At 66.3% G+C, this 15,315-nt stretch carries 16 protein-coding genes; 7 read left to right on the forward strand and 9 right to left on the reverse strand.

Annotation, left to right across the window (positions count from 1 at the left end; genetic code table 11):
• Window positions 1–36 precede the first annotated feature (36 nt).
• Together xdhB and xdhC are read left to right on the forward strand one after the other, a co-directional pair.
• Window positions 37–2,403, forward strand: a complete 2,367-nt coding sequence (gene xdhB, locus AB4Y43_RS06605) for a xanthine dehydrogenase molybdopterin binding subunit (RefSeq protein WP_368727280.1) — start codon at window positions 37–39, stop codon at window positions 2,401–2,403.
• The gene (gene xdhC, locus AB4Y43_RS06610) at window positions 2,400–2,990 is read left to right on the forward strand and encodes a xanthine dehydrogenase accessory protein XdhC (protein WP_069267738.1); all 591 of its coding nucleotides are present in this window, start codon (window positions 2,400–2,402) and stop codon (window positions 2,988–2,990) included. The genes xdhB and xdhC overlap by 4 nt, the downstream gene beginning before the upstream one ends.
• 85 nt (window positions 2,991–3,075) lie before the next feature.
• On the opposite strand, the gene AB4Y43_RS06615 is transcribed toward xdhC, so the two are convergent.
• The 3 genes from AB4Y43_RS06615 to AB4Y43_RS06625 form a co-directional block, all read right to left on the reverse strand.
• Window positions 3,076–4,086 (reverse strand): LysR family transcriptional regulator, encoded by a 1,011-nt coding sequence (locus AB4Y43_RS06615; RefSeq protein ID WP_368727281.1) that lies wholly within the window; start codon window positions 4,084–4,086, stop codon window positions 3,076–3,078.
• A gap of 159 nt (window positions 4,087–4,245) precedes the next feature.
• On the reverse strand, window positions 4,246–4,899 hold the full coding sequence (locus AB4Y43_RS06620; RefSeq protein WP_342947738.1) for a 2-hydroxychromene-2-carboxylate isomerase: 654 nt from the start codon (window positions 4,897–4,899) through the stop codon (window positions 4,246–4,248).
• A gap of 79 nt (window positions 4,900–4,978) precedes the next feature.
• Window positions 4,979–6,478 carry a TAXI family TRAP transporter solute-binding subunit gene (locus AB4Y43_RS06625; RefSeq protein ID WP_368727282.1) on the reverse strand — a complete coding sequence of 500 codons (1,500 nt, stop codon included), beginning with the start codon at window positions 6,476–6,478 and terminating at the stop codon, window positions 4,979–4,981.
• Between the two features lie 570 nt (window positions 6,479–7,048).
• On the opposite strand from AB4Y43_RS06625, the gene AB4Y43_RS06630 reads away from it, so the two are divergent.
• Both AB4Y43_RS06630 and AB4Y43_RS06635 read left to right on the forward strand, forming a co-directional pair.
• Window positions 7,049–7,402, forward strand: coding sequence for a BON domain-containing protein (locus tag AB4Y43_RS06630; protein ID WP_069267735.1), 354 nt, complete (start codon window positions 7,049–7,051; stop codon window positions 7,400–7,402).
• A gap of 336 nt (window positions 7,403–7,738) precedes the next feature.
• A complete protein-coding gene (locus AB4Y43_RS06635) occupies window positions 7,739–7,999 on the forward strand; it encodes a hypothetical protein (RefSeq protein ID WP_069267822.1) in 261 nt (86 codons plus the stop codon).
• A gap of 40 nt (window positions 8,000–8,039) precedes the next feature.
• Here the strand turns inward: AB4Y43_RS06635 and AB4Y43_RS06640 are convergent, their stop codons facing one another.
• Window positions 8,040–8,828, reverse strand: coding sequence for a sulfite exporter TauE/SafE family protein (locus AB4Y43_RS06640; RefSeq protein WP_069267734.1), 789 nt, complete (start codon window positions 8,826–8,828; stop codon window positions 8,040–8,042).
• Window positions 8,829–9,151: 323 nt separating this feature from the next.
• On the opposite strand from AB4Y43_RS06640, the gene rarD reads away from it, so the two are divergent.
• Complete coding sequence (gene rarD, locus AB4Y43_RS06645; RefSeq protein WP_368727283.1) at window positions 9,152–10,039, forward strand: EamA family transporter RarD; 888 nt, start codon at window positions 9,152–9,154, stop codon at window positions 10,037–10,039.
• 170 nt (window positions 10,040–10,209) lie between these two features.
• A complete protein-coding gene (locus AB4Y43_RS06650) occupies window positions 10,210–10,590 on the forward strand; it encodes a DUF5594 family protein (RefSeq protein ID WP_342947741.1) in 381 nt (126 codons plus the stop codon).
• A 24-nt stretch (window positions 10,591–10,614) separates the two neighbouring features.
• Here AB4Y43_RS06650 and AB4Y43_RS06655 read toward each other — a convergent pair whose 3' ends face one another.
• The 5 genes from AB4Y43_RS06655 to AB4Y43_RS06675 all read right to left on the reverse strand — a co-directional run bounded on the left by AB4Y43_RS06655 (window position 10,615) and on the right by AB4Y43_RS06675 (window position 14,924).
• Entirely contained in the window at window positions 10,615–12,231 is a 1,617-nt protein-coding gene (locus tag AB4Y43_RS06655; protein WP_368727284.1) for a TIGR01244 family sulfur transferase, read from the reverse strand.
• Between the two features lie 40 nt (window positions 12,232–12,271).
• Window positions 12,272–12,724: a YeeE/YedE family protein gene (locus AB4Y43_RS06660; protein ID WP_069267731.1), complete on the reverse strand. Its 453-nt coding sequence runs from the start codon at window positions 12,722–12,724 to the stop codon at window positions 12,272–12,274.
• 282 nt (window positions 12,725–13,006) lie between these two features.
• Window positions 13,007–14,026, reverse strand: a complete 1,020-nt coding sequence (locus tag AB4Y43_RS06665; RefSeq protein ID WP_324156201.1) for an IS110 family transposase — start codon at window positions 14,024–14,026, stop codon at window positions 13,007–13,009.
• Between the two features lie 125 nt (window positions 14,027–14,151).
• Complete coding sequence (locus AB4Y43_RS06670; protein ID WP_368727285.1) at window positions 14,152–14,592, reverse strand: YeeE/YedE family protein; 441 nt, start codon at window positions 14,590–14,592, stop codon at window positions 14,152–14,154.
• Complete coding sequence (locus AB4Y43_RS06675; RefSeq protein WP_028202089.1) at window positions 14,589–14,924, reverse strand: metalloregulator ArsR/SmtB family transcription factor; 336 nt, start codon at window positions 14,922–14,924, stop codon at window positions 14,589–14,591. The genes AB4Y43_RS06670 and AB4Y43_RS06675 overlap by 4 nt, the downstream gene beginning before the upstream one ends.
• A gap of 116 nt (window positions 14,925–15,040) precedes the next feature.
• On the opposite strand from AB4Y43_RS06675, the gene AB4Y43_RS06680 reads away from it, so the two are divergent.
• A partial coding sequence (locus tag AB4Y43_RS06680; protein WP_368727286.1) for an MBL fold metallo-hydrolase occupies window positions 15,041–15,315 on the forward strand: 275 nt, incomplete at its 3' end.

Raw genomic sequence — 15,315 nt, forward strand, 5'->3', positions numbered from 1 at the left:
TTCGGGAATCGGAAAAGACATACGGAGAACGAAACAATGAACCAGCAAGCCGAACCGTTCCTGGACGAACTCAAGGCACGCGAGCCCTTCGCGCAAGTGCACGTCTCGCGCCCGCACGAATCCGCGCATCTGCACGTGAGCGGCCGCGCCACCTATACCGACGACATTCCGGTCGTGGCCGGCACGCTGCACGCCGCACTCGGGCTTTCGCAGAAGCCGCACGCCCGCATCGTGTCGATGAACCTCGCGAAGGTGCGCGCGACGCCGGGTGTCGTAGCGGTGCTCACCGCCGAGGACATTCCCGGCGTGAACGACTGCGGCCCGATCATCCACGACGATCCGGTGCTCGCCGACGGCGTCGTGCAGTACGTGGGCCAGCCCATGTTCATCGTGGTGGCGGCGTCGCACGACACGGCGCGCCTCGCCGCCCGCCGCGCCGAGGTGCAGTACGAAGAGCTGCCTGCCGTGCTCACGGCGCAGCAGGCGCGCGCCGCGCAGCAGTCGGTGCTGCCGCCGATGAAGCTTGCGCGCGGCGAGGCGTCCACGCGCGCGGCACGTGCTGCGCATCGGCATGAAGGCGAGATGCTGCTGGGCGGCCAGGAGCAGTTCTACCTCGAAGGCCAGATTGCCTACGCGGTGCCTAAGGACGACGATGGCATGCACGTGTGGTGCTCCACGCAGCACCCGAGCGAGATGCAGCACCTCGTCGCGCATGTGCTGGGCGTCGCCTCGCACAACGTGCTCGTGGAATGCCGCCGTATGGGCGGCGGCTTCGGCGGCAAGGAATCGCAGTCGGGCCTCTTTGCCTGCTGCGCGGCGCTCGCCGCCTGGAAGCTCCTGTGCCCCGTGAAGCTGCGCCCTGACCGCGACGACGACATGATGGTCACGGGCAAGCGCCACGATTTCCACTACACGTACGAAGTGGGCTACGACGACGAGGGCACGATCGAAGGCGTGTCGGTCGACATGACCTCGCGCTGCGGCTTTTCCGCCGACCTGTCCGGCCCGGTGATGACGCGCGCCGTTTGCCACTTCGACAACGCCTACTGGCTGCCCGACGTGTCGATCGCCGGTTTCTGCGGCAAGACCAACACGCAGTCGAACACGGCGTTTCGCGGCTTCGGCGGCCCGCAGGGCGCGTTCGCGATCGAGTACATCATGGACGATGTGGCGCGCACGCTCGGTCTCGATTCGCTCGACGTGCGCCGCCGCAATCTCTACGGCAAGACGCAGAACAACGAAACGCCCTATGGCCAGGTCGTCGAGGACAACGTCATTCACGAGCTGATCGACGAGCTGGTGGAAACGAGCGGCTATCGCGCGCGCCGCGCCGCGATTCGCGAATTCAACGCGAACAACGATGTGCTCAAGAAGGGCATTGCGCTCACGCCGGTCAAGTTCGGCATTGCGTTCAACGTCACGCATTTCAACCAGGCGGGCGCGCTCGTTCACATCTATACCGACGGCTCGGTGCTCGTGAACCACGGCGGCACCGAAATGGGCCAGGGCCTGAACACGAAGGTCGCGCAGGTGGTGGCGCACGAACTGGGCATCGAGTTCGGCCGTGTGCGCGTGACCGCGACGGACACGAGCAAGGTCGCGAACACGTCCGCCACGGCGGCATCGACCGGCACCGACCTGAACGGCAAGGCGGCGCAGGACGCCGCACGTCAGTTGCGCCAGCGCCTCGCCGCGCTGGCGGCGACGACCTACGGCAAGGGCGAAATCAGCGCCGCGGACGTGGGCTTTGCCAACGACTCCGTGATCGTGGGCGAGACGGTCGTGCCGTTCGAGACGTTGGTGTCGAAGGCCTACCTCGCGCGCGTCCAGCTCTGGTCCGATGGTTTCTACACCACGCCCAAGCTGTACTGGGATCAGGCCACGCTGCGCGGGCGGCCGTTCTACTACTACTCGTATGGCGCGGCGGTATCGGAAGTCGTGATCGACACGCTCACGGGCGAAATGCGCGTGCTGCGCGCCGATGCGCTGCACGACGTGGGCGCGTCGCTGAACCCGGCGCTCGACGTGGGCCAGGTGGAAGGCGGTTTCATTCAGGGCATGGGCTGGCTCACCACGGAAGAACTGTGGTGGAAGCCGGACGGCAAGCTCATGACGCACGCGCCGTCCACCTACAAGATCCCGACCGTAAACGACACGCCAGCGGAATTCAACGTGCGGCTCTTCAAGAACCGCAACGCGGAGGACAGCATCCACCGCTCGAAGGCCGTGGGCGAACCGCCGCTGTTGCTGCCGTTCTCGGTGTTCTTCGCGATTCGTGACGCCGTGGCGAGCGTGGCCGATTACCGCTTCAATCCGCCTATGAATGCGCCGGCCACCGCCGAGGAAATCCTGAAGGGCGTGCGCGCGGTGCGGGCGATGGCGCGCGAGGGGGCTGCAAAATGAATCGTCATCCTCAGCATTGCGTGCGCGTCGACGAAACCGGGCGCGTGATCATTGGCCGCCGCAGCACGCCGGTGCCGCACTACGGGCCGATGCACATCGTGCTGTTCGGCGCGGGCCACGTGGGCCATGCGCTCGTCACGCTGCTCGGTATGCTGCCGTGCGTCGTGCAGTGGGTGGACGAGCGCGACGAGCTGTTCCCCGACGAGGTGCCCGCCAACGTGCAGATCGAAGCGACGGACACGCCGGCGGCCATCGTCGACGAAGCGCCGGCGGGCGCGTACTTCCTCGTGATGACGCACAATCACGCGCTCGACTTCGAGTTGAGCGAGCGCATCATGCGGCGGCGCGATTTCGCGTGGTTTGGCCTCATCGGCTCGAAAACGAAGCGCGTGAAGTTCGAGCGGCGCCTCATGGAGCGCGGCGTGGAAGCCGAGCGCATGGACGAGATGACGTGCCCGATCGGCGTGACGGGGATCGTCGACAAGGCGCCTGCGTCGATTGCGGTGGCGGTCGCCGCGCAACTCATGCAGATGCGGGTGGTGCAGCGCCCGGCGGTGGTGAGAACGGTCGCGCTCGAGCGCGCCTGATTCCACGAGCCGCACGAGCGAAACGGGCGCCTCGATGATGAGGGCGCCCGTTTGCGTTCGCTTTGCGTTATCGCTTTGCGTTATTTCAGGCAGCTTCGAGCGGCGGCGTGGGCGTCGCTTCGCTCTTCGCGCTCGCGGCCTTCTTCGTCGCGGCACGCTTCGTCCCGCGCTCGGCGGTCAACGATCCCGACACCTCTTCGATCAATCCGCGCAGCCATCCGACATCGCTCGGCCTGTCCGGCTGCGGATGCCACATCTGATAGCAGTGAATGCGCGGAAACGCGAACGGCGTCTCGACGACGGCGATGGGCAAGAGCCTCGCGTAGTGCTGCGCGAAGCGCCGTGTCGTCGTGAAGATCAGATCCGATTTCAGCAAGACCTGCGGCACGAGTCCGAAGTAGGGCAGCGTCGCGACGATGCGGCGCTCGGCTTTCGCCTTCGCAAACCCCAGATCGATCGCGCTCGCATGGGAGCCCGTATAGGGCGTGGGTGCGAGATGGGGAGCTGCGAGATAGGCGTCGCGCGTGAGTTCGCGGCGCGCGAGCGGATGGTCCGCGCGCATCATGCAGACGACCTTGTCGGAGAAGAGGTCGCTGCGCGCGAAACGCGCCTCGGGCTTCGGCCAGTTGCCGATCACGATGTCGAGTTCGCCCGCGTCCAGCGCGCCGTGATGATCGAGCGTGGGCGAGAGTGAGAGGATCTCCAGCCGCGCCGCCGGCGCCGTCTCGCGAAAGCGCGCGATCAGCGTCGGCATGAAGAAGTCGTTGAGGTAGTCGGGGGCGGCGAGGCGGAACGTGCGCTTCGAGCGTTCCGGGTCGAAGTCGCCGTGCGGCGTGGCCACGAACTCCACGTCGCGCAGTATGCGCTGCGCGTGCTGCAGCAGCGACGCGCCGTACTCGGTCGGCACCATGCCGGCCTTGCCTCGCACGAGGATCGGATCGCCCAGGATCTCGCGCAGCCGACGCAATGCCGTGCTGATGGCAGGCTGGGTCTGGTTCAGGCGCAGCGCGGCCTGTGTGACGCTGCGCTCGACCAGCAGCGTGCGCAACACGCGCACCAGCCAGATGTCGAGGGTGAGGGCGTTATCGTCGTCCATGGGGTGTGGCGGGCAAGGGCGCGTGCGCGACGACGCATAGCGTTGCGCGCACGGATTCAGCCATAACCATATGCCTGCTCGCGCGCCACCGCCATAGGGTGCGCGGCATGACCGGCATCAGAAGGGCACGCGTTGGATGGTTCCGCGGCGCGCAGCCCGTCACTCGGTAACCGGTTTCGCGAGCCCCGAAGGCAGCGTGCTGATGCGCTTGACCTCGCGCGAGTCGAGCCAGTTCGGGCTGCGTGCGCAGTAGAGCACCATCGGCAAGGCGTCTTCGCCCCAGAAGAGCTGCTTGTTCATCCAGAACGTGGGCACGCCGAATACGCCCATCGCGATCGCGTCGTTGGTGTTGCGGCGCAACTGCGCGCGCACGACTTCTTCCTCGATCAGCGACTCGCCGTGCGGAATGCCCACGCGCTCGCAAAGCTGCTCGAAGCCCTCGTCGCTCGACGGGTCGCGCCCCTCGCGCCAGATGAAGCGGAAGATCTCGCGCACGCACGCGAACTCGCCGCCCGCCGCAATGGCGAGCAGCATCGGCCTGACCGAGTCGAACGGATGAGCGGGCGGCATCTTGAACGGAATGCCGAGTTGCTCGGCGCGAAAGAGCGCGTGCCGGTACGTGAACACGCGCTTGGCCGGGACCGCGGAGCCGAACGGCTGGCCCCAGTGGCGGTATAGCTCGGAAAGCAGCACCGGCGTCGGCACGAAATCGAAGCCGGGCCACTTGTCTTGCTGCTCCAGCAACAGATACGAAAACGGCGACACGAAGTCGTAGAACCAGGCCGGCTGGCTGGCGTCGATGCCGTCGATCATGCTGTTCCTCCTCTCCAGGGCGATATCCGGGCCATTGCTTGCATGGCCCATTGTTCGGTTCAAAATTCGTGCAGCGGCGCTAATGCGTGCGCTCGCCTGTTTCATTGCCGCCGCTTTCGTTTGCATGGCTCGCCTCTGTACCCGCTGTGCCTGCGTCGTTGCTGCCGCCTTCCGGCGCCTCTGCCTCTTCTGCGCTTTCCGCTGTCTGCTCTTCTTCTGCCCCAACGCCTGCGTCCGGCGCTTCGCGCGTGCCGGACAGCCGCGCGCGCACGAAGCCGATATGCTCGCGCAGCACGTAGAACTGCTCCGCGTAGGCGAGCGGCATTTTCATGCCGTTCACCGATTCCTCGATCTTGTCGAGCTGGCGGATCAGCGCCCGGCGCTCGGTGGGCGAGTTGTCGGCCATCGCGGCGCGCTCGAGCGCGATGAGCGAGCCGTACCAGCGGTAGATGCGCGATTTTACCCGCCAGGCGTAGAGCGAAGGCACGATCCGCAGGCCCGGAATCAGCACGACGATGATCGGCACGAGCAGCACGACGAGCCGGTCGGCGAGGCTCGCCACCCAGAAGGGCAGCACGCGGTAGAGGAAGCTCTTGCCCGACTTGTAGTAGCGCGCGGCGTCGGCGCTGATCGGGAAGTCCTGGGCGCGCGGCGCGGGGAATTCGCCGGCGCGTTGCAGCAACGTGGAGCGGCCATGCACCTCCTTGGCCGCTTCGATCAGGAGGTCGGAGAGCGCGGGATGCAGTGAGTCGCGCGCGACCAGTTCTGCCGTCGGCGCGATGAAATGCAGGGGCGCTGCCGGCAGGTTGCGGCCGAAGTCGAACGCGCCCATCGGGATCGTGATGGCCGTGAGGAACGGAAAGCGCCGCGCGTAGGCGTCGGCCTGGACGAAGTCGAAGAAGCGCACGCCCGGCATGCGCATGAGGCGGCCCATGACGGGCGGCTGCGCGGAGTCGCCCGCGAGAATCGCGACGTCGATCTTGCCGGCCACGAGTTCGCGCGCGGCGTCGTCGCCGGAAAGCGGCACAAGCCTGGTCGGGCCGCCGGGCTCGATGCCGTTCGCCTTGAGGAGCGTGAGCGCGAGCTCGCGCGTGCCGCTGCCCTCGGCGCCGATGGCGATGCGCTGGCCTTCGAACTGCGAGAGCCGCGTGGCGACGGGGCCGTGATAGAACACCACGAGCGGCACGTAAGCCACGCTGCCGAGCGACACGAGGCCGCCTGGCACCTTGCTCGCGAGGCCGTCCTGTACGAACGCGACGTCGACGTTCGACTTCGGGTCGGCGAGACGCTGCAGGTTCTGCGCCGAGCCTTCCGATTCGAGCACTATCAGCGTGATGTTGTTGCGCGCGAGGATGGCCTTGTACTTTTCCGCGGCGTTCCAGAAGGTGCTGCCCTTGGGCCCGGCGCTCATGGTCAGCGTGCTGGGCGGCGCGGGCTGGATGAGGCGCACTGCGAGCCAGATGGCCGCCGCGCTCACGAGCAGGATGGGACCGAACGTGACAGCCAGGTCGCGCCACGAGATCGCCACGAAGCGCGCGACGAGACGGGGAGGAGGTTTGCGGCCGGTGCGGGACTTCATCGGGGTGGGGCGGGCCTCGGGTAGTTCGGGGGAGTGCGGGTCGGGTCCGCGTCGGGTCCGGCGCTGGCGCCGGGTCGGCTCAGGCGCGCGCGCCGCGCGGGCTCTGTGGTGCCGATGGTACATGAGATTCGGCGTTGCGGCGGCATGCCCGCGTGCCTCGCGGAACAGCTTAAGCGCATGCCACATGCGCCTGAGCTAAACTCTTTGCGCTTGCGCCACAGCCAGGCTAAATTGTGGTTCGCCTGCTGCGCTTCGCAAGGCGCGCCGGGGCCCGGGAGGGGTGGAGAAGTTGAACGAGCGGGCTCGCGCGAGCATCAATTCAAAACAACAGGAAACGGGCGCAGACCTGTTCCGGCGGGTGTAATTCGACGTCCTTTCATCCTTTTGCCTCTCGCATCGCGCCCAGACCCTGGCCGTGCACACGCGCATTGCGCGCTGTGCGCTGCCATCGGTAGTGGTAACAGCCGTCAGACCATGGCTGACGGGCGGCCTCCGAGCCGTCCTCCGGCAAGGCAGGCGGTCCTATTGCAGACAACAACCCGCAACAACGCGAAGACACAAGGAGAAAATATGAAATCGGTCGCTATTCTGAAGACGCTGGGCGTGGCGCTGTGCCTGTCGGTAGCTTGCAGCGCGTCGTACGCGCAGGACGAGTCGGCAAGTGCTCCCGCCGCCACCACGGCCGCTCCGGCCACCTCGGCCAAGAAGGCCGACCGCAAGCTGGGCTACACGGTGCGCAAGGCGCTCTCGAAGACCCAAGGCCTCGACGTTTCCAAGCTCAACGTGCGCTCGCACGGTGGCGCTGTCACGCTGACCGGCACGGTGCCGGATCAGGGCCAGATCGACAAGGCTGGAGAAGTCGCGAAGGGTGTGCCTGGCGTGACGTCGGTGTCGAACAAGCTCACGGTCAGAGTGGAGCAATAAACGCAGCGCACGCCCGGGAAACGGGGCGTCTGCGGTCATGTAGCAGCAAAAAGCCCGGCCTCGACAGGCCGGGCTTTTTTTATGCTCGGAGGTTGGGCAAGCGCACGGTTGGCGTGCGTCTGGGGCTGTTGCCGCTCGAAGCCGTCGGCTTGTACGCGTCGCGCGTGAACCCGTTGCGCGGATCGCTCCGCGCATGCGATTGCGTCATGTTGCACTGCAGCCGCCAAAGTGTAGTTTGACACACAGTCTTCCCGCCGTTGGGGGTATACCGTGGGTGTATCGCGCGTCTTTCCCGAGGTCGAGCGCGGCCTCATCGCTGGAAAGCAGGAAATCGCCATGACCATTCACACCTACACCGACTTGCCGCTCGTCGACCGGGCGGCCTTCGAGCTGGCCTGTGCGCGGCACGGCTTTGCGCCCATGCAGTTCGACATTCGCGGCGAAGCCGATCCCAACGACCCGGAACATGGCGACATGCTGATCGTGCGGCGCGGCGCCTGGGCGCAGGCTTACCGCATCGACGCCCGCGGCCAGTGGCTGCGCCAGTTCGAGGTCGATCTCAACGGGAGATTTTTCCGCCAGGCGCCCCACGCCTGAGCGTGCGCGAGGTGCGCGGCGGGCGCGACGTGTGCCGCATTCAGGAGAGCACGAGCCGCACGCCCACGAGCGAGAGCGTCGCGGCGAGCAGCACGCGCAGCAGCTTTTCGGGAGCCTTGGTGGACAGCAGGCTACCGATCGCGATGCCGGGCAGCGAGCCGCACAGGAGCGAAAGCAGCATGTGCCAGTCGATCGAACCGAGCAGCCAGTGGCCGGCGCCCGCGAGGAGCGTGAGCGGCACGGCGTGCGCGACATCGGAGCCGACGATGCGCACCGTGGGCAGCGCGGGATAGAGCAGGAGCAGTACAGTCACGCCGATGGCGCCCGCGCCCACCGAGGTGAGCGAGACGAGCGCGCCGAGCACCGCGCCCGTGAGGATCGTGAAAAAGAGCGTGCGCGCTTCGCCCGGCTCATGCCGGTGGCGCGAGGCGAACGCGGCGAGCTGCGGGCGGAAAATGAGCGCGACGGCCGTAATGAGCAGCGCCGCCCCCAGCACGGCCTGGATCAGATGCCCCGCGCGCGGCGTGTCCATGCCATAGCGGTGCAGCAGGATCAGCGTGATCGTCGCGGCGGGCACGCTGCCGGCCGCGAGCCGCAGCGTCACCCGCCAGTCCACCGAACCCTTGAGCCCGTGCACGAGCGTGCCCGCGGACTTCGTCGCGGCCGCATAGAGCAGGTCGGTGCCGACTGCCGTGGCCGGGTGCACGTTGAAGACGAGGACCAGGATCGGCGTCATCAGCGAGCCGCCACCCACGCCGGTCAGGCCGACCAGAAATCCGACGAACAGGCCGGACAGCGAATACAGCAGATCGATATGGGGGAAGGACATCGCGCGCGAAGAGGCCGGTTCAGGGGGCTACGCCGTCGCCTGCCGTGTCGGGAACAGCGCGCGCCGTAAGCGGCGCGTCAGGCTGGACAACGGCCAGGGCTGGCGGCGAAAATCCGCTATTGTCGCAAAACCGGCGGCTTGGCGCTGGGTTAAGCGAAATCGGACGCGTTGCGCCTGGCTTTCAATTACCTTGACTCCGTCCCACTGGCAGGATGCGGGCCAGATGCCGGCTCGCAACTTCACGTGCCGTGAGCGTCCTTCGCGCGCCGGCATGTACCGAACAGCGCCGCGCAGCACTGGCGCCACCATAACCAAAACCCGACATGAATCCCGGCATCCTCTACGCGTTCGCTGCATTCGTTCTCTGGGGGCTCTTCCCCATCTACTTCAAGACGCTGCACCAGATCCCCGCACTCGAAATGCTCGCGCACCGCATGGCGTGGTCGCTCGTGTTCGTGATCGCCGTGCTCGTCGTGCGCCGTCACTGGCGATGGCTTGGGCCCACGCTGCGCGACCGTCGCCTGCTCGGGCGCTTCGTGGCGAGCGCCGTGCTGCTCTCTTCCAACTGGGGCATCTATATCTGGTCCGTCAATGCCGGGCACATCGTCGAGGCGAGCCTCGGCTACTTCATCAATCCGCTCATCAACGTGTTGTTCGGCTATGCGTTCCTGCGCGAACGCCTGCGCCCACTGCAATGGGCCGCTGTAGCGCTGGCCACCGCGGGCGTCGTGTGGCTCACCTGGCAGAACGGTGCACCGCCCTGGATCAGTCTTGCGCTCGCCGTGACCTTCGGCGGCTACGGGCTTTTGCGCAAGACCGCGCAGCTCGGCGCGCTCGAAGGCCTCGCGCTCGAAACCGTGCTGCTCTTTCCCGTTGCGGTCGTTTATCTGACGATCGTGGGTCTCGCCGGCGCGAGCCACTTCACGCATGCCTCGCGCGGGCTGCAGCTGCTGCTCGCGGCCTCCGGCCCGATCACGGCGGTCCCGCTGCTTCTCTTCGGCGCGGCCGCGCGGCGCATTCCGCTGTCGATGCTCGGTCTGATCCAGTACGTCACGCCCACGCTGCAGTTGCTCACCGGCGTGCTCATTTACGGAGAGCCGTTCGGCGCGGTGCGCGCCGTGGGTTACGGCGCGATCTGGCTTGCGCTCGGCGTGTATTCGCTCGAAGGCGTGCGTAGCCTCGTGGCTGAACGGGAGCGCCGCGCGGCGTGAGGGGGCTGAGTGGTGCTGCCCTGTCGGGCATTGGCTGACCTGCCGGCGGCGCGGTAGGATGCCAGCACAATGCGCTGCGAGGTCGCGGCGAATCGCGTGCCGGTTGCGCGATCCAGTCGTGACCGGCAGTGCCTTAACCCTTGGCCAATCCTCAGTGGAGTGCCCCGCGCATGAGTATCGAAGCCGTCCGCCGGTTCGAGGAAGAATTCGCACCGCGCATTGCGGCGAAGCTGGCGAAACAGTTCGGCTCTTCGGTGCACGTCGATGTCGTGCCCAACGCCGGGCACGGCCACCCTACGCGCGTGCGCCTGCGCGGCGTCGCGAACGAGCACCGGCATCCGTATGTGTATCCGCTGAACGTCTCGCTGACCTGGGACACCGAGGAGATCGAGCGCCTCATGGAGCCCGGCGGCGAAGCGCGCTTCGAGCACTACCTTGAAGCGACCGGGCGCAAGCTTGCGTCATGGGAGTCGGCGCGCTCTGTCGATTTTGCTTCGCGCACGCAAGGCGAGCCCGAGGTGCTGCTAGGCGGGCTCGATTTCGAGGGCTAAGCGCGCCTTGGCCCTCGAGGTTCATCAGCCGCGCGCAGCCCGCGTGAGCCACTCGCGGCCCTTGAGCATGCCCCACCAGTAGAAGCTCGGCAGCACACTCGCCTTGAGCAGCCACATGAGGCGGCGGGGCCGCGTGGGGTCGAGCGGGAAGGTCGGCAAGAGACGCCCGCCATAACCGAACTCGGCCAGCACGACCTTGCCCTTCTCCACGGTGAGCGGGCACGAGCCGTAACCGTCGTAGCGATACGCCAGCGGTGCGCCCGCACGCGCGGCGAGCAGGTTCTCGGCCACGATCACGGCCTGCTTGCGCGCGGCCGCGCCGGTCTTGGCGTTCGGTGCCGAGCACACGTCGCCGAGCGAGAACACGTTCGGATAGCGCGGATGCTGGAGCGTGGCGTGATCCACCTCGCACCAGCCGGCTTCGTCGGCGAGCTGGCTGTCGCGGATGAAGTCGGGCGCGACCTGCGGCGGCACGGCGTGCAGCATATCGAAGCGCTTCTCGACACGCGTGGCATTGCCGTTCGCATCTTTGACCTCGAAGGTGGCGATACGCGCCGGGCCGTCTACGGCCACGAGATTCGACGAGAACGCGAGGTTCGCGTTGTAGCGCTTCACGTACTCCATGAGCGGCGGCACGAAGGTCGCCACGCCGAATAGCACGGCGCCCGCGAGATTGAACTCCACGTTGACCTGGCCGATTACACCCTGGCGTCGCCAGTGGTCGCACGCGAGGTACATGGCCTTTTGCGGCGCGCCCGCGCACTTGATCGGCATGCCGGGCTGACTGAAGAGCGCGGTGCCGCTCTTCATCTGCTGCACGAGCTGCCAGGTGTAGGGCGCGAGGTCGTAGCGATAGTTCGAGGTCACGCCGTTCTTGCCGAGCGTTTCCGTGAGGCCCGCAATGCGCTCCCACGCGAGCCGCAGTCCCGGCGCGACGATGAGCTGGCGGTAGGCCACGCGCACGCCGCTGTCGAGCTGCACGACGTTCGCATCCGGCTCGACGCGCGTGGCGGCCGCGCGGAACCACTTCACGCCGGCGGGGATGACGCTCGCCATGGGCCGGCGCGTTTTCGTCACGTCGTATGCACCGCCGCCGACCAGCGTCCACGCGGGCTGATAGTCGTGGTGATCGCTCGGCTCGACGATGGCGATCTTCAGGCTCGGCTCGCGGCGCAACAGGCTCGCGGTGACGGCGATGCCCGCCGTGCCGCCGCCGATCACGACGACGTCCCAGGTTTCGCCTTCCCACGCGCAGGCCGCCGTGGCGGCGCGCGCGGCATTCGCGGCTTGCGCGGCCTGAGTGGGCGCGCCTTGCTGCGCGAGCCGATAGAGACTCGTGGCGCGGTTGCCGCTGCGGCAGTACGCGAGCACGGGGCCGGGCAGGTCGATCAGCAGCTGGGCGAAGCGCGCAGCGTCTTCGGCGGTGATCTGGCCGGGCGTTACCGGCAGATACGCGAACTGCAGACCGAGCTGCGAGGCCGCGGCGCGCAGCGCCTGCGACGTGGGTTGCGAGTCGCCGCCCTCGCCATCGGGCCGGTTGCAGATGATCGAGCGATAGCCCGCCGCCTGGATGGCGGCGAGGTCGTCGGGCGTGATCTGGTCGGCGCTCCCGAAGCGCGCGTCGTGTTGCGTGATTTGCATGTAATTTTGGTCCCGAGGCTGGTGCGGCGTAGTGCTGCTTTTATTGCGGTTTGGTATGGATCGATGCGGCTTCTTGCGAGCGGCGGCGCTGCTCCAGCACGGCGAAAATTGCCATCCCCGCGAGCATGGCGGCGACGAAGAGCCAGGCGCGCGGCTGGCCGCCGCCCGCGGCGACGAGCGCGGGGCCGGGGCAGAAGCCCGCGAGCCCCCAACCCGCGCCGAACAGCAAGGCGCCGCCGACCAGTCGGCCATCAATTCGACGCGACGTGGGCAGCTGAATCGGGGCGCCAGCGAGGCTCGACGCACGCCTGCGCGCGAGCCAGAAGGCGGGCGCGGCGAGGGCGATGGCGCCCGCCATCACGAAGGCAAGCGACGGGTCCCAATTTCCGGCGAGATCGAGAAAGCCGAGCACCTTGGCCGGGTTGGCCATGCCCGAGACGAGCAAGCCGATGCCGAACAGCAGACCGCACGCGAATGCGCTGAGTTTTCGCATCTCAGCTATATGAACGCCTCCCGTTTGCGAAGGATTTCGTGTGTTCTGACGGACAGGATGGGCTGCAGTACTATATCCGGCCTTCTTGCAGCCTGATACGCTGCGGGCCACTATGAAATCCGCTGACTCGCACCTCATTCCTCCGGCGAGCTCGAAGCTCCTGCTGAGATTCAGGTTCAGCGAGTCCCGGTCCGACCTGTTCTGTCATCACATACGATTGCCAGCGCAACCTTTCGACGTGTCACCCTGTAAAAAGTTAGTCTTCCATACAGCGCTAGCGGCTTACGCCGGCTTCACGCTTACGTAATTCCTCTGGTACGACCTGTCATGGGCCAGAATCGCCCAGATCGTCCGCGCTATTTTGTTGGCCAGTGCAACAATGACCACATTCACCGGCCTCCGTTTGCTCATCTGCTCAATCCACGGACCAGGTTCCCTCGAATGGCTGAGCACGCTGCGCGCGCCATGAATGAGCAGCGTGCGCAAATACGGGTCACCTCTTTTACTGATGCCCAGCAAGGTCACCTTGCCACCTGAGCCGGTCTGCTTTGGAACAAGGCCGATCCAGGCCGCAAACTCTCGGCCCGAGCGGAACGACTTGGCATCGCCCATCGTGGCGACCGCCGCTGTCGCGGTCAGCACGCCAACGCCCGGAATTTCAATAATCGCTTTGACCGCCTGGTCTTCGCGTGTCCACTGACGCAACCGCCGCTCGATCTCGCCGATCTGCTCATCCAGCTTCGTTAACCCATTCCACTGTTCGCGCAGTGTGTCGATCAGTACTGCCGGCAGCCGATCCGATACCTTGGCAAGCACAGCTGGTATCGCCTTGTCCAAAGCCGTCCGGCTCTTACCCATAACCTCTCCGTACTCCGTCAGCAGCCCTCGCAGACCGTTGATCTGCATCGTGCGGAACTTCACCAGTTGCTGCCGCATCCGGTGCAGCGCCAGCACTGCCTGCTGCGCTTCGGTCTTCACCGCTACCGCTTTGCCCGGCTGTTGCACGGCCAACCAGATCGCCCGTGCGTCTGCCGCGTCGTTCTTGTTTCGGATATTGAACGCCTTGACGAATTCCGCTGACATTAGCTTGACGCGATGCCCCATCTTCATCAGTGCTCGGGCCCAATGCTGCGCACCGCCGCAAGCTTCCATACCAATCAGGCAAGGGGCGCGGTTCGCGAAGTACTCGAGAAACGCCGCTCGCTTGATCGGCTTGTTCACGACTTCGCCGGTTCCCTGATCCACGTAGTGCACCTGAAACACGCTTTTGGCAATATCCACGCCCACCGCCATATATTCCATGTCCGACCCTCCGGTTTGCCTGTGAAGAGCTTTATGGTCTTCCATTCGGGCACTCTGATGCCGTCGGCACGCGAGGGTCCGCCCTCACTTTTCCATCGATCCCACCACCCACGGGTGGGAGGCGTTCATTTCATTCCTCCGATCAGGTGACGCACGGCGAACACGGTGGCGAAGCCCGCCGCCATGAACGCGCCCGTGGCGACGAACGATCGGCGCGAGCCGCGCGCGATCCCGCACACGCCGTGGCCGCTCGTGCAGCCCGAGCCGTAACGCGTGCCGATGCCGACCAGCAGGCCCGCCACGACGAGCATGAACGCAGACGCATCGATCTGCATGGCCGGAAGCGCTGCGCGCAGCCGCCACAGCAAGGGGGCGGCAACGAGGCCGATGACGAACGCGGCATTCACGCCGCGCTCGCCGCCCGAGCCCGGCAGCAACCCACCGAGCAAGCCGCTGATACCGGCGATGCGGCCGTTCACGAGCACGAAGAGCGCGGCGGCCGCGCCGATCATCAGACCGCCTGCGAACGAGGTGTAGGGCGTGAAGTGAGCGAGGTCGAGATTCATGCCGGATGGACCTTGAGCCGCCCGCAATAGAGGCTCGAGAGCGTCTGCATGACCTGAATGACTTCGGGGCTCGCGAGGCGGTAGTAGATGTATTTGCCTTCGCGGCGCGTATCGACGAGGCCTTCGTCGCGCAGCTTGCCGAGGTGCTGCGAAAGGCTCGGCTGATGCACGCCCACCAGCTCCTCGAGCTCGCCGACGTTGCGCTCGCCTTCGGTGAGCTGGCAAAGCAGCAGGAGACGGTCTTCGTGGGCAAGCGCCTTGAGCAGCGCGCAGCACTTTTCGGCGGATTCGCGCAGGGCCGCGAGCGCTTCGGGAGTGAGTGGTGAGTTCATGGGTCGCCCCGTCGGACGAGGTAGCAAGTCAATGCGCCAAATTATACTTTGTCTAAAAACATTATATAAATTTATAATATGTGTTTCAATAGAGGGTCATCTTTGCGGAGTCGTTGATGTCCCACCCAGCCCAGCTGCCCACACCCGAGCCCACCGTCGAGCCCTTTTTCGACCCCGTCACGGCCACGGTCACCTACGTCGTGCACGCCGGGCGCGGCAGCGCCTGCGCGATCGTCGACCCGGTGCTCGACTACGATCCGAAATCGGGCCGCACCTCCACGGAATCGGCCGATCGCGTGATCGCGTTCGTGCGCGACTACGAGCTTCACGTCGAGTGGCTGCTGGAAACGCACGCGCATGCCGATCATCTCTCGGCGGCACCGTATCTGAA

The sequence above is a fragment of the Paraburkholderia sp. BR10872 genome, assembly GCF_040965835.1.
Taxonomy (GTDB): domain Bacteria; phylum Pseudomonadota; class Gammaproteobacteria; order Burkholderiales; family Burkholderiaceae; genus Paraburkholderia; species Paraburkholderia nodosa_A.

Excerpts from the sequence above, each read along its gene's own strand:
- xdhB (WP_368727280.1), top strand. The coding sequence starts at position 37 with ATGAACCAGCAAGCCGAACCGTTCCTGGACGAACTCAAGGCACGCGAG.
- xdhC (WP_069267738.1), top strand. The coding sequence starts at position 2,400 with ATGAATCGTCATCCTCAGCATTGCGTGCGCGTCGACGAAACCGGGCGC.
- AB4Y43_RS06615 (WP_368727281.1), bottom strand. The coding sequence starts at position 4,086 with ATGGACGACGATAACGCCCTCACCCTCGACATCTGGCTGGTGCGCGTG.
- AB4Y43_RS06620 (WP_342947738.1), bottom strand. The coding sequence starts at position 4,899 with ATGATCGACGGCATCGACGCCAGCCAGCCGGCCTGGTTCTACGACTTC.
- AB4Y43_RS06625 (WP_368727282.1), bottom strand. The coding sequence starts at position 6,478 with ATGAAGTCCCGCACCGGCCGCAAACCTCCTCCCCGTCTCGTCGCGCGC.
- AB4Y43_RS06630 (WP_069267735.1), top strand. The coding sequence starts at position 7,049 with ATGAAATCGGTCGCTATTCTGAAGACGCTGGGCGTGGCGCTGTGCCTG.
- AB4Y43_RS06635 (WP_069267822.1), top strand. The coding sequence starts at position 7,739 with ATGACCATTCACACCTACACCGACTTGCCGCTCGTCGACCGGGCGGCC.
- AB4Y43_RS06640 (WP_069267734.1), bottom strand. The coding sequence starts at position 8,828 with ATGTCCTTCCCCCATATCGATCTGCTGTATTCGCTGTCCGGCCTGTTC.
- rarD (WP_368727283.1), top strand. The coding sequence starts at position 9,152 with ATGAATCCCGGCATCCTCTACGCGTTCGCTGCATTCGTTCTCTGGGGG.
- AB4Y43_RS06650 (WP_342947741.1), top strand. The coding sequence starts at position 10,210 with ATGAGTATCGAAGCCGTCCGCCGGTTCGAGGAAGAATTCGCACCGCGC.
- AB4Y43_RS06655 (WP_368727284.1), bottom strand. The coding sequence starts at position 12,231 with ATGCAAATCACGCAACACGACGCGCGCTTCGGGAGCGCCGACCAGATC.
- AB4Y43_RS06660 (WP_069267731.1), bottom strand. The coding sequence starts at position 12,724 with ATGCGAAAACTCAGCGCATTCGCGTGCGGTCTGCTGTTCGGCATCGGC.
- AB4Y43_RS06665 (WP_324156201.1), bottom strand. The coding sequence starts at position 14,026 with ATGGAATATATGGCGGTGGGCGTGGATATTGCCAAAAGCGTGTTTCAG.
- AB4Y43_RS06670 (WP_368727285.1), bottom strand. The coding sequence starts at position 14,592 with ATGAATCTCGACCTCGCTCACTTCACGCCCTACACCTCGTTCGCAGGC.
- AB4Y43_RS06675 (WP_028202089.1), bottom strand. The coding sequence starts at position 14,924 with ATGAACTCACCACTCACTCCCGAAGCGCTCGCGGCCCTGCGCGAATCC.